This window comes from bacterium, assembly GCA_017744355.1.
Classification (GTDB): Bacteria; Cyanobacteriota; Sericytochromatia; order S15B-MN24; family UBA4093; genus JAGIBK01.
On the sequence record JAGIBK010000001.1, the window covers coordinates 437936 to 450318 of the forward strand.

Sequence of the window (12383 nt, forward strand, 5' to 3'; positions counted from 1 at the left end):
AAAAAGAAACACCCCGCCGATTACGGCGGGGTGCGGATTTAAGGGAAGTGGCCAGGGGCAGAATCGAACTGCCGACACCGGGATTTTCAGTCTCGTGCTCTACCAACTGAGCTACCTGGCCTCGCCGCGGTGCGAACCGCTGACTTATTCAGTATAGCAAGCTTTAAATCCGTGTCAAGCATTGGGAAAGGTTGGTTGCTGAATTAGCGCCGATCTGGTAACCTGAAACGTCCGTTTCACGCGGCTTTAGCGGAAGTCAGGAGATTTTTGGAATGACCTCGAAGAAGTACTACATCACCACGGCGATCGACTACGGCAACGCGCCCCCCCACATCGGGCATGCCTACGAGAAGATCGCCGCCGATGCCCTCGCGCGGTACCATCGCCTGCGCGGCGAGGAGGTCTTCTTCCTGACCGGCCTCGACGAGCACGGCAACAAGATCGAGAAGGCCGCCGACGCCGCGGGCGTCACTCCCCAGGCCTTCGTGGACGACATCGCCGAGAAGGCCAAGGAGGTCTGGGAAGCCCTCAACATTCGCTACGACGGCTTCATCCGCACCAGCGATCCTACCCACCGCGAAGCGGTCCAGCGGATCTTCCAGCGCCTGATGGACAAGGGCGATATCTTCAAGGCCAAGTACGAGGGTTGGTACTGCAAGGGCTGTGAGGAGTTCAAGAACGAGCGCGACCTCCCCGAGGACAAGATCTGCCCGCAGCACCAGCAGCCCGTCGAGTGGTCCAGCGAAGAGAACTATGTCTTCAAGCTTTCCAATTACCGCGATCGCCTCCGCGCCCACATCGAGCAGAACGTCGAGTTCCTGCAGCCCGAGGCGCGCCGCAAAGAGCTGCTGAACCTGCTCGAGACCTTCCCCGACATCTCGGTCTCGCGCCAGAACGTGCGCTGGGGCATCCCGGTGCCCGGCGACGAGTCGCAGGTCATCTACGTCTGGATCGACGCCCTCTCCAACTACCTGACGGGCATCGGCTACGACACCGACATGGAGCGCTTCAACCACTGGTGGCCCGCCGAACTGCACCTGGTCGGCAAGGACATCACCAAGTTCCACGCCATCATCTGGCCCGCGCTGCTCATGGCCCTCGACCTGCCCCTGCCCCGCCAGATCTTCGGCCATGGCTGGGTCAACGTGGCCGGCCTCAAGATGTCCAAGACCATCGGCAACGTCATCGAGCCCAAGGCCCTGGCCGCGGAGTACGGCGCCGACGCCATCCGCTACTATCTGCTGCGCGAGGTCTCCTTCGGTCGCGACGGCGACTTCACCTACGAGGCCTTCGAGGCCCGCGTCAACGCGGACCTCGCCAATAACCTGGGCAACGCCCTCAACCGCACGCTGACCATCCTCGAGAAGAACTTCGAGGGCAAGGTCAGCCCCCGCTTCCCCGAGATCGAGGGCGACCTGCCCCGCATCGCCGAAGAGACGCTCGCGGCCGTCATCGCCCGGATGGACGAGATGGCCATCGAGGAGGCGATCGCTGCTGTCTGGGCTCTCTTGGATGCGGTGAACAAGTACATCGACTCGACCGCGCCCTGGGCGCTGGCCAAGAACGGCGAGACCGAGAAGCTCGGGGGCGTCCTGTACGCGGTCCTCGAAGCGCTGCGCATCGCCGCCACCCTCGCTTCGCCCTTCATCCCCACGCTCGCCGGCAAGATCTGGGAGCAGCTTGGCATCGAGGCGCCCCTTTCAGCCCAGCGCTGGTCGGACCTCGTCTGGGGCGGGCTCGCCGAAGGGACCGCAACCCAGAAGCTCGGCCCCATCTATCCCCGCATCGGCGCTGAGCTCGCCGGCGCGAAGAAGAAGGCCTAGCCCGTGCGCCTCATCGATTCCCACTGCCACCTGGACATGCTGCCCCGGTGGGTCGAGGGCGAACTGACGCCCGAGGCCGCCGAGGCCGAGATCGAACAGGCCGTCCAGCGCGCGCGGGATGCCGGGGTGGAGTGGATCCTGAACCCCGGCTCCACCTGGGAGGAAACCCCCGCTGTGATGGCGGTGGCCGAGCGCTACCCCCACGTGTTCGCCGCGGTGGGCATCCACCCGCACGAGGCGGACAGCTGGGACGATACGTCGTACGAGCGCCTCAAGGCCCTCGCGGCGCATCCCAAGGTGCTCGCCATCGGCGAGATCGGGCTCGATTACTACTACGAGCACGGCAGCCGCGAGGCGCAGCACCGCGCCTTTCGCGAACAGCTTCGCCTCGCCAAGGAGCTGGGGCTCCCGGTCATCATCCACACCCGGGACGCTGAGGAAGACACCGTCGCCATCCTGAAGGAAGAAGGGGCGACGCACGGGGTTATCCACTGCTTCACGGGCTCCACTGAGCTTGCGCAGGCGACGCTCGATTTGGGCTTTTCCATCTCGTTCAGCGGGGTGGTGACGTTCAAGAAGAGCGAGGAGCTGCGCGCGACCGCCAAGGTGGTGCCGCTCGAACGGACCCTCATCGAGACGGATGCGCCCTACCTGGCGCCCCCGCCGCATCGGGGCAAGCGTAACGAGCCGGCCTTCGTCGTGAAAATCGCCGAGACCCTGGCGGAGGTCCACGGGGTGGGCCTCGCGGACATCGCAGAGCGCTCGACCGAAAACGCCCTGAGGCTCTTCAAGTTCCCAACGAACGGCTAAACCGATCTCGGCCCCTCGCTCCAGCAAGGAGCGGGGGGCCGTTGTCTAGACCCTCCCGCGCCCGCAAGATGGGCGCGGGAGGGTCCTGCGATGCGCAACGCCGAAGTGGCTACCCTGCTGTTCAGGATTGCAAGCTTGCTGGAATTGCAGGGCGGCGATCGCTTCAGGGTCGGTGCCTACCAGACGGCTGCTCGCACCATCGGGGCCATGGGCGAGGATATTGCGGATATCTGGAAAGAGGGGCGCCTCCAGGAGATCCATGGGGTTGGGGAGTCCATCGCCGCCAAGATCTCGGACTTCCTCGAACACGGCAAGAGCAAGTATCTGAGCGAGCTCGAACATGAAGTGCCCGTCGGGGCGGTCGCCCTCAGTCGAGTGCCCGGCCTCGGTCCCAAGCGCGCCAAGCTCATCGCGGAAAGCCTCAAGATCAAGAGCGTCACCGAACTCATCCAGGAGGCGGAGGCCCACCACCTGCGCGATCTGCCCGGCATGGGCGCTCGCTCCGAGGAGCAGGTGCTCAAGGAGGCCCGCCGCGTCACCCAGCGCACCTTGCGCCTTCCGCTCTTCGTCGCCTGGCCTCTGGCGGACGCCCTTGCCGACCTGCTGCGCGAGCATCCCGCCGTCAAGGAGGTGGAGCCTGCGGGCAGCATCCGCCGCCGCAAGGAGACCATCGGGGACATCGACTTGCTGGTCGCCTCTCACGACCCCGACGCCGTCTTCGACCACCTGGCGACATTGCCTCTGGTCCAGGAGGTGTTGCTCAGAGGGCCGACCAAGTCCACCATCCTGACCCACACACAGCTCCAGGTGGATGTCCGGGTGGTGCCGCCCGAGACGTGGGGGGCGGCCCTTCAGTACTTCACCGGCTCCAAGCAGCACAACATCCATTTGAGGACGCTTGCGATCGCCAAGGGCTACAAGGTCAGCGAGTACGGCATCTTCCGCGTCGACACAGGCGCGCGTGTCGGCGGCGCGACCGAGGCCGAAATTTACGAGACCCTTGGCCTCGAATGGATGCCACCCGAGATCCGCGAGGACACGGGTGAGATCGAGGCGGCGGCCCTGGGGCGCTTGCCGGATCTGATCGCCTTGGAGGACGTGCGGGGCGACTGCCACACCCATACGCGCTACTCGGACGGGCGCGACAGCCTCGAAACCATGGCCCGCGCGGCCATGGCCCTCGGGTACGGCTGGATCGTCATCACCGACCACTCTTACGGCTTGCCCGTCACCACCGGCCTGACGGAAGAGAAGGCCCTGAAGCAGCGCGCCGAAATCGCGCGACTGAACCGTGAGCTTGCGCCCTTCCGCATCCTGCAAGGAGTGGAGGTCGAGATCCGCTCGGACGGGACCCTCGACTTCGATGACGCCTTCCTGGCGGGCTTCGACTGGGTGGGGGCCTCGCTGCACGTGGGCACCCGGGGAAAGGGCGAAGGGCGGAACACCGCGCGGCTCGTGAGCGCCTTGAGGGACGAAGAGGTGAACGGGCTCAATCACCCCACGGGGCGTATCGTGAGGATGCGCGAACCCTACGTGGCGGATTTTCATTCCGTCATCCAGACGGCTGCGCGGTGCGGCAAGACCCTTGAGATCAACGGGTCCGAGCGCCTGGACTTGCCCTCGGATCTTGGGCGGGCGGCGCGGGATGCGGGCCTCGACTTCACCCTCTCGACCGACGCGCACTCCTTCGAGCAACTGCGCTTGATGCGCTACGCGGTGGCGATCGCCCGTCGCGCTTGGGTCGAGAAGCAGCGGGTCCTCAACGCCCTGGAGGCCGACGCCCTGTGTCGGCGCCTTCATTGCAGGCTGCGAGGCGGCAATGGCTGATATAATGGCTCCTTCTGACAAGGAGCCGACCATGAAACGCCTCAGCGCCAAGGAAAAAGCCCGGATCGAACGGGTCCTCGCCATCCTCAAAGCCACCTACCCGCAGGCCGTCACCGAACTGCACTATTCGAACGACTTCGAGCTGCTCGTGGCGGTCATGCTCTCGGCTCAGACCACCGACAAGCGGGTCAACATGGTCACCCCGGGCCTCTTCGAGCGCTATCCGACCCCCGAGGCGATGGCAGCGGCAAGCAGCGAGGATGTCTTCCCCCTCATCTCGAGCGTGAACTTCGCGCCGACCAAGGCCCTGAACGTGGTGGCCACCGCGCGCCTCCTGGTCGAGCAGCACGGCGGCAAGGTGCCCGGCACCATGGAAGAGCTGGTGGCCCTGCCCGGGGTCGGTCGCAAGACGGCGAACGTGGTGCTGAGCACCGCCTTCGACGTGCCGGCCATCGCGGTCGATACCCACGTCTTTCGTGTCTCGCATCGCCTGGGCTTCTCGAAGGGGTTGACCCCGGAGGCCGTCGAGGCCGACCTGATGCGGATCATCCCGCGTGAGGACTGGGCCAAGGCCCACCACTGGCTCATCCTGCACGGGCGCTATACTTGCGTGGCGCGATCGCCCAAGTGCGAGATTTGCCCCCTCACGGCGGATTGCCCCGCTTTTCAGACGGGCAAGTTCGATACCCCGAGTGCTGCGGGCAAGCCCTCTCGTCCTCGCCCGAGACGCGCACCCGCTGCCCCCAAGGCTTGAGGGCGGGTGCCGGGATCACCGTCCCTGGCGCTATTTTCCCCTACCTTCGGGTATGGGAGTCTGGTATCATGGTTGCTCGGCGCTCTAGGTACGTGCGCTCTATGGAGGAAGCCCCGAGGATGCAGCATCATCGAATCGTCTGGCTCGGTCTAGCACTGACACTGGGGCTTTCCGGTTGCTCGTTGTTCGGCTCGCCCGTCTCGTCCAACGACCGTCCAAGCTTGCTCGCTTATGCCAGCATGCCCGCCGACAACGCGGTGGCGGTCGTGAGCGTCACGGACAAGCGCCCCATCGGCTCCATCCAGGTCGGCCAGGCGCCCGTGAAGCTCGCCATCAACCCGCGCCCCGACCTCGAGTACCTCTACACCGCCAACGAGAACGACGGCACGGTCTCGTTCGTCGACCTGCGCAGCGGCAAGCAGGTGCAGGCCCTTCAGGCCGGCTCGCGCCCCACGGGGGTCGCCGTGACGCCGCCCGAGAAGGACCCCTCGACCACCGCCCGCGACCAGAACAGGCAGTACGTCTACGTCACGAGCTACGGCGATCGCACCTTCACCCGCCTCAACGCCCAGACCAACGCCGTCACCAAGACCTTCACCCCGCCGAGCACGACCTTCATGCCGCGCGGGGTCGTCACCCATCCCATGACGAAGACCTTCGCCAGCGCCAACCTCGCGGCCTACGTCTTCTCGGATACCCCGGCGACCAGCTCCACCGGCTGCGAGATCGTCAAGATCAATCCCGATGGCAGCCTGGGCTCGGCCCTGACCATCCCCGGCTCGGTCAAGCTGTGGCGCGGCGCCATCTCGCCCGACGGCAAGCGTCTCTACCTCACCGACCGTGGGGCGAGCCAGCTCTGGAAGGTCAACCTCGAGAACTACACCTTCGATAGCTCCGTTGCCCTCAACGGCAACGGCTACGACATCGCCATCGCCGAAGACGGCAAGATGGCCTACGTCACCCTGCCCGAAGCTGCCGACAAGGCGGGCCGGCCCAACGGTCTCGTCCAGGTCATCAACCTCGAGACCAACGCCAAGTCAACGGTCCAGGTCAACGACCGCGTCGCCGATGCGACCCAGCCCCAGGCGATCGCCGTCAATTCGGCCGGTACCGAGCTGTGGGTCTCGTTGCAGAACCGCCTCGGCTACTTCGGCATGGTCAGCGGCCAGTTCACGGCGGGCTCGGATCGCCTGAGCACCGTCCCCTACACCTCTACCCCCGGTCAGGCGCCGCCCATCAGCGACATCGTCCTCGGCGCCGGCGTCCAATAGGAGAAATACCCCGTGGCCTCCAAGGTCGGAATCGTCAGCCTCGGCTGCTCAAAGAACACGGTCGACACCGAGAACATGCTGGGCCTGCTCGCGCAGGACGGCTATGAGGTCGTCTCGGAAGAGACCGAGGCGGACATCCTGCTGCTCAACACCTGCTCGTTCATCGAGGCCTCGCAGCGGGAGTCGATCCAGACCATCATGGAGCTGGGCACCCTCAACAAGAAGCTGATCGTCACGGGCTGCCTCACGCAGCGCGCCCAGGGCGAGCTCGATGATCTCATGACGGAGATGCCCGAGATCAGCGCGGCCATCGGGACCTCCGAGTTCCACCAGATCGTCGACGTGGTCAAGCGCGTCGAGGCTGGTGAGCGCTTCACCGAGGTGCAGCCCAAGGCCAAGGCACCCGTCCAGACCCTCCTGCCCCGCCTCCTGACCTCGATTGGCCCCTCGGCGTACCTCAAGGTCTCCGAGGGCTGCGATCACGCCTGTAGCTTCTGCATTATCCCGAGCCTGCGCGGCCGCTATGCCTCGCGCCCCATGGAGAACATCCTCGACGAGGCGCGCATGCTGGTCAGCGGCGGGGTGCAGGAGCTGGTCCTCATCGCCGAGGACACCACCCGCTACGGCCACGAGCAGACCCGCCAGTACCTGCTGCCCCAGCTGCTCGAGAAGCTCAACGAGATCGAGGACCTGACCTGGATCCGGGTGCTGTACGCCTACCCCAACTACATGTCGGATGAGCTGCTCGAGACCATGGCGCGCCTGCCCAAGGTCGTGCCCTACCTCGACATGCCCCTCCAGCACACCCACCCCGACATGCTCCGCGCCATGCGCCGCCCCCGCCACGAGCCGGTGGACAAGCTCATCAACCGCATGCGCGAGAAGCTGCCGAACATCGTCATCCGCACGACCTTCATCACGGGCTTCCCCGGCGAGACCGAGGAGCACTTCCAGCACATGCTGGACTTCATCCGCACCTTCAAGCTGGACCGGGTCGGCGCTTTCGCCTACTCGCCCCAGATCGGCACCGCCGGCTACGAGATGGCCAACCAGGTGCCTGATGAGGTCAAGGAAGCGCGCCGCGACGCGGTGATGGAAGTCCAGCAGGCCGTGACCTACGAGATCCACAAGAGCCTCGTGGGCACCGTCATCCCCATGCTGGTCGAGGGCATCGAGGTCGAGACTGGCCGCCTGGTGGGCCGCACCCACCGCGACGCTCCCGAGATCGACGGCACGACCTACGCGACGACCACCTTCCCCGCCTTCCCGGGCGATCTGGTGAACGTCCGGATCACCGAGGCCGAGCCCTACGACCTGCACGGCGAAGTCGTCTGGGACGACGTCTAGGCCATGACCCTCGCGAACCTCATCACCCTCCTGAGGTTGGGCCTCGTGCCCTTCCTCGTCTACTTCCTCGAGGTCTCGCCGACCAGCCGCGCCGCCCTCGCGCTCTTCCTCGTCGCCTCGTTGACCGACTGGGTCGATGGTTACATCGCCCGCCGCTTCAACCAGGCGACGAGCCTGGGCGCCCTCCTGGATCCTTTGGTGGACAAGGTGCTCGTGACGGCGGCCATCGTGGGCCTCGCGCGCCATGGGGTGATCCACGCCTGGGCGGTGACCCTGGTGCTGACCCGCGAGTTCCTCATCACGGGCTTGCGCACGGCGGCCATCAACGCGGGCGTGGTGCTCGCGGCGAGCTGGACCGGAAAGGTCAAGACCGCCACCCAGATGGTCGCGATCGCCTTGCTGCTCGCGGGTGTGCACCCCTGGGGCGACTGGCTCTGGTGGGTGGCGATCGTCATGACGGCTTACTCGGGCTTGGAATACCTCTGGCAGACGCGCCGCATCTGGGTGTAGGATTAAATCCGACGCCCGGCGCAAGCGACGTCCGGGCGCAGCGTCGGAGGAATCCATGGTCCATCTCGCGATCGAAGCCAACACCAACCTCGTCATCCTCGATCACCCCCTCGTTCACCACGCTGTCGCCGAGCTGCGGCACAAGGACACCCCGGTCGTCCGCTTCCGCCAGCGCGCCCGCGAGCTGGCCAAGTACCTGGTCCTCGAGGCCACCCGCGACCTCATCACCGACCCCATCGAGGTTCCCACTCCGCTCGGCGTCACCGCCCCGGGCCGCACCCTCGGCGATCGCCCCATCGTGATCGCGCCGATCCTGCGCGCGGGCCTCGCGATGGTCGAGCCTGCCATGGAGCTCTTGCCCGAGGCTGAGGTCCGTCACATCGGCCTCTACCGCAACGAGAAGACCCTCCAGCCGGTCGAGTACTACGTCAAGCTTCCCGAAACCTACCCGATCGAGACCACCGTCCTCATCATCGACCCCATGCTTGCCACCGGCGGGTCGGCCGTCTCGACCATCGAGCTGTTCAAGAAGCGCGGAGTCCAGCGCATCAAGTTCCTGTGCCTCATCGCGAGCCCCGAGGGCGTGCGCAACGTCCACGCCCAGCACCCCGACGTGCCCATCCTGACCGTCTCGGTGGACGAGAAGCTCAACGAGCAGGGCTACATCGTGCCGGGCCTGGGGGACGCGGGCGATCGCACGTTCGGGACCTACTAGATGAAGGCTGAGATCCTGAACATCGGGACCGAGCTCTTGATCGGCCAGGTTGTCAACACCAACGCGACCTACCTGGCCCAGGAGCTCGCCAAGCTCGGCATCGACCTGTATTACATCACCTCGGTCGGCGACAACCCGGGCCGCATCCTGGACGCGCTCAAGCTCGCCTGGAGCCGCTCGGACCTCGTGATCTGCACCGGGGGCCTCGGTCCCACTGCTGATGACCTGACCCACGATGTGATCGCCGAGTTCGTCGGCGATCGCATGGAACTCAAGCCGGAGATCCTGGCGCGAATCGAGCAGGTCTTCGCCGAGAAGGGCCGCAAGCTCTTGCCAAGCGAACACAAGCTCGCCATGTTCCCCTCGACGGCGACCCTCATCCGCAACCCGGCGGGGACCGCGGCGGGCGTCTACATCGAGCGGGGCGACAAGCGCCTGATGACCTTCCCCGGGGTGCCGCACGAGCTCGCGCAGATGTGGGAGACCTGGGCCCGTCCCGAGCTGGAGAAGCTCTCGGGCAGCAGCATCCGCTCGCGCCTTTTGAAGTTCGTCGGCATCGACGAGGCCGATGCGGCCAACCGCGTGAGCGACCTCATCGAAGGCCAGAACCCGACGGTCGCCCCCTATGCGGGCAACGGCGAGGTCCACCTGCGAGTGACGGCCAAGGCTGCCACCGCCGATGAGGCGGACGCCTTGCTCGACCCGGTGGTCGCCGAGCTGTTGGAGCGCCTTGCGCCCTGGCACTTCGGCACCGACGACGAGACCCTGCCCGGGGTGGTGGGCAAGCTCCTGCGCGAGCGAGGGGCTACCCTCGCCGTGGCCGAGTCCTGCACCGGCGGCCTGCTCGCGAGCCGGGTGACGGACGTGGGCGGCTCTTCGGACTACTTCCTGGGAGGCGTGGTCAGCTACGCCGTGAGCGAGAAGGTTCGCTTCCTCGGCCTCGATCCCGCCCTCATCGACGAGCACAGCCACGTCAGCGCCGAGGTGACCCAGGCCATGGCCGAAGGGATCCATCGGATCACCGGCGCCACCTACGGGGTGGGCGTGACCGGCTACGCCGGCCCGAGCGCCAACACCCCCGAGGAGGAGGTCGGACACGTCTTCGTGGCCCTCACAGGGCCCGAGGGGACCGAGGTGAAGTCCTTCCGGTTCGGCCGCCATCCGCGCGAGAAGGTGAAGTGGTTCGCGAGCCAGCGGGCGCTCGCGATGCTCTTCCAGAGCCTCAAGACGGCAGCCGTCGTCCAGTCATAAGCCGAGAGGGGCGCTTCCGAATCCGGAAGCGCCCCTCTCGTTTGATATGGATTAGAGGTTGAACAGCAGGCCGCCGGTGATACCGACGTTGCTCACCTTGCCGCCAGCCGCAGCCGGCGAGTCGGCCATGCTCAGGCCAACGGTGAGGGCCAGGTTCTTGTTGAAGTGGAACTCAGGACCGAGCTCCACGTTGGTCAACAGGCCGCTGTTGTTGTTCAGGGCGTAGTTGGCCCCGCCCTTCAGGTACGCGCCGATGGGCGACGCAGCCGTGCGCCAGTAGACGGCCATGCCGCCACCGAGACCGACCGTGGTCGGGGTGGTGCCCAGCGCGTAGACGTGGGGACCGACGTAGGGCTGGATGTGGAACGAGCCGACCATGGGCATCCGCCAGAAGGCGCCGAGCTCGGCGTCCAGGTTGAGGCCGGGGCTGAGGCGCAGCTTGGGGTCGACCATGAGGAACATGCTGCCGGGATAGGCCACGTAGCGGCCGCTCAGACCACCCAGGGTGCCCGAGGTGGCGCCGGTGGTGACGCCGCCGTCCACCGAGAGGCGGAAGGGCTGCTTCTCCTGGAAGCGCCAGGGGCCTTCGGCCGCACGGCGCTCCTCTTCCTTGGCGCCGACCGTCTCCTTGATGAGCTCGCGGATCAGGGGCACCGTCTGGGAGATGGCCTGGGCGTACTGGTAGCGGGTCAGTTCCTCGTTGCCGCGGAAGGTGCCGTCGGGGAAGCCGACCATCACGCCGTAGCGGTTCGCGACTTCCATGACGTCGTTGTAGGCCCAGGCGCGGTCGTCCACGTCCTTGAAGGTGAACTTGTTGCCCGTGCGGGGGCGGATGACGTCCTTGGCCTCGGCAAGGCGCATGAGGTTGTCGATGATCTTGGCCATCTCGTAGCGGGTGACGGTCCGCTCCATGCCGAAGGAGTCCGGGGTGATGCCCGGGACGCCATCGAAGAGGCCGTAGTCGTTGGCGAGCATCAGGACCTTGGTGCGCTCGCTGCCGGCGGGCACGTCCGCGTAGACGTTGATCGAGGTGGTCTTGGGCCGCCACGAGGTCTTCGAGAGGGTCTCGAACTCCTTGAGGAGGTTGGCGAGGCTGTCGGCGAACTGGGCGCGGGTGAAGGGCTTGTCGCCGCGGAAGGTGCCGTCGGCGTAGCCGCGCATCAGGTCGCGCTTGACGGCCACGTCGGCAACGCCCTGCTCGGCCCAGTGACCGTCAGGAACGTCCTTGAAGGTGTCGGAGGCGAGGCTCGCGAAAGCCGGGGCCGCGAGGGCGAACGAGAGCGCCAACGCAGCGGCGAAACTCATGGGACGCAGGTGCTTCATCTTGAACTCCATGGGGGGGAGAGACGGTGAATATAGCATGTAACAAAACCAGGCATGTGTCGTGGATTGCCGCCGGCGGCGGCTTGAAGGAACAGCTTTGTTACACGCTCTAAGCTCAATCGTAGCCCGAGAATGCCAGGTGGGCAAGCGGTATGAGGCGCGCTAGATGCCCGCTCCGTGAATGAAATCGTCGATTTCTTGAGGCGTGGTGCTGGTTGGCTGCTCGATGGGCTGCCCTTTCACCACCACCACGCGGCCGGGAATGCCGACCACCGTGGCGTGTTCGGGTACGTCGCGCAGGACCACTGAGTTGGCGCCGACCCGGGAATGGTCGCCCACCCGGATGTTGCCGAGCACCGCGGCGCCCGCGCCCACGATGACGTCGTTGCCAAGCGTCGGGTGACGCTTGCCGGTGTCCTTGCCGGTGCCCCCGAGGGTCACCTGGTGGAAGATGACGCAATCGTCGCCAACGATGGCGGTTTCGCCGATGACGACGCCCATCCCGTGGTCGATGAAGAGCCGGCGCCCGAGGCGGGCGCCGGGATGGATCTCGATGCCGGTGAAGAAGCGCGCAATCTGCATGATCCAGCGCGGCAGGATCGGCACTCCGGCTCGGTAGAGGGGATGCGCCACCCAGTGGAACAGCTGGACGTGGATGCTCGGATAGCAGAGCAGGACCTCGAGCCAGTGCTTGGCGGCAGGATCCTTTTCGAGGACGGTACGGATGTTTTCGATGAGCCGGAATGCCACGC

At 66.1% G+C, this 12383-nt stretch carries 11 protein-coding genes and 1 tRNA gene; 9 read left to right on the forward strand and 3 right to left on the reverse strand.

The features are described from left to right. Positions 1 to 48 precede the first annotated feature (48 nt). A tRNA-Phe gene (locus J7643_02140) sits at positions 49 to 121 on the reverse strand. A 151-nt stretch (positions 122 to 272) separates the two neighbouring features. Here J7643_02140 and metG point away from each other — a divergent pair. The 9 genes from metG (at position 273) to J7643_02185 (ending at position 10308) form a co-directional block, all read left to right on the forward strand. Further along, on the forward strand, positions 273 to 1823 hold the full coding sequence (metG, locus tag J7643_02145; GenBank protein MBO9539375.1) for a methionine--tRNA ligase: 1551 nt from the start codon (positions 273 to 275) through the stop codon (positions 1821 to 1823). Between the two features lie 36 nt (positions 1824 to 1859). Next, complete coding sequence (locus J7643_02150) at positions 1860 to 2633, forward strand: TatD family hydrolase (GenBank protein MBO9539376.1); 774 nt, start codon at positions 1860 to 1862, stop codon at positions 2631 to 2633. Between the two features lie 90 nt (positions 2634 to 2723). Next, on the forward strand, positions 2724 to 4460 hold the full coding sequence (polX, locus tag J7643_02155; protein ID MBO9539377.1) for a DNA polymerase/3'-5' exonuclease PolX: 1737 nt from the start codon (positions 2724 to 2726) through the stop codon (positions 4458 to 4460). Positions 4461 to 4491: 31 nt separating this feature from the next. After that, complete coding sequence (nth, locus tag J7643_02160; GenBank protein ID MBO9539378.1) at positions 4492 to 5214, forward strand: endonuclease III; 723 nt, start codon at positions 4492 to 4494, stop codon at positions 5212 to 5214. 119 nt (positions 5215 to 5333) lie between these two features. Next, positions 5334 to 6485 carry a YncE family protein gene (locus J7643_02165; protein ID MBO9539379.1) on the forward strand — a complete coding sequence of 384 codons (1152 nt, stop codon included), beginning with the start codon at positions 5334 to 5336 and terminating at the stop codon, positions 6483 to 6485. A 12-nt stretch (positions 6486 to 6497) separates the two neighbouring features. Beyond that, a complete protein-coding gene (rimO, locus tag J7643_02170) occupies positions 6498 to 7832 on the forward strand; it encodes a 30S ribosomal protein S12 methylthiotransferase RimO (protein ID MBO9539380.1) in 1335 nt (444 codons plus the stop codon). A 3-nt stretch (positions 7833 to 7835) separates the two neighbouring features. Then, complete coding sequence (gene pgsA, locus J7643_02175) at positions 7836 to 8342, forward strand: CDP-diacylglycerol--glycerol-3-phosphate 3-phosphatidyltransferase (protein MBO9539381.1); 507 nt, start codon at positions 7836 to 7838, stop codon at positions 8340 to 8342. Between the two features lie 55 nt (positions 8343 to 8397). Beyond that, positions 8398 to 9057: a uracil phosphoribosyltransferase gene (gene upp, locus J7643_02180; protein ID MBO9539382.1), complete on the forward strand. Its 660-nt coding sequence runs from the start codon at positions 8398 to 8400 to the stop codon at positions 9055 to 9057. Then, on the forward strand, positions 9058 to 10308 hold the full coding sequence (locus tag J7643_02185) for a competence/damage-inducible protein A (GenBank protein ID MBO9539383.1): 1251 nt from the start codon (positions 9058 to 9060) through the stop codon (positions 10306 to 10308). Positions 10309 to 10359: 51 nt separating this feature from the next. Here J7643_02185 and J7643_02190 read toward each other — a convergent pair whose 3' ends face one another. Beyond that, complete coding sequence (locus J7643_02190) at positions 10360 to 11631, reverse strand: S-layer homology domain-containing protein (protein MBO9539384.1); 1272 nt, start codon at positions 11629 to 11631, stop codon at positions 10360 to 10362. Positions 11632 to 11793: 162 nt separating this feature from the next. Beyond that, the gene (gene cysE / locus J7643_02195; GenBank protein MBO9539385.1) at positions 11794 to 12381 is read right to left on the reverse strand and encodes a serine O-acetyltransferase; all 588 of its coding nucleotides are present in this window, start codon (positions 12379 to 12381) and stop codon (positions 11794 to 11796) included. Positions 12382 to 12383 lie beyond the last annotated feature (2 nt).

Bases quoted from the DNA above. Each gene is read 5' to 3' on its own strand.
- metG (MBO9539375.1), top strand. From the start codon at position 273: ATGACCTCGAAGAAGTACTACATCACCACGGCGATCGACTACGGCAAC.
- J7643_02150 (MBO9539376.1), top strand. From the start codon at position 1,860: ATGCTGCCCCGGTGGGTCGAGGGCGAACTGACGCCCGAGGCCGCCGAG.
- polX (MBO9539377.1), top strand. From the start codon at position 2,724: ATGCGCAACGCCGAAGTGGCTACCCTGCTGTTCAGGATTGCAAGCTTG.
- nth (MBO9539378.1), top strand. From the start codon at position 4,492: ATGAAACGCCTCAGCGCCAAGGAAAAAGCCCGGATCGAACGGGTCCTC.
- J7643_02165 (MBO9539379.1), top strand. From the start codon at position 5,334: ATGCAGCATCATCGAATCGTCTGGCTCGGTCTAGCACTGACACTGGGG.
- pgsA (MBO9539381.1), top strand. From the start codon at position 7,836: ATGACCCTCGCGAACCTCATCACCCTCCTGAGGTTGGGCCTCGTGCCC.
- upp (MBO9539382.1), top strand. From the start codon at position 8,398: ATGGTCCATCTCGCGATCGAAGCCAACACCAACCTCGTCATCCTCGAT.
- J7643_02185 (MBO9539383.1), top strand. From the start codon at position 9,058: ATGAAGGCTGAGATCCTGAACATCGGGACCGAGCTCTTGATCGGCCAG.
- J7643_02190 (MBO9539384.1), bottom strand. From the start codon at position 11,631: ATGAAGCACCTGCGTCCCATGAGTTTCGCCGCTGCGTTGGCGCTCTCG.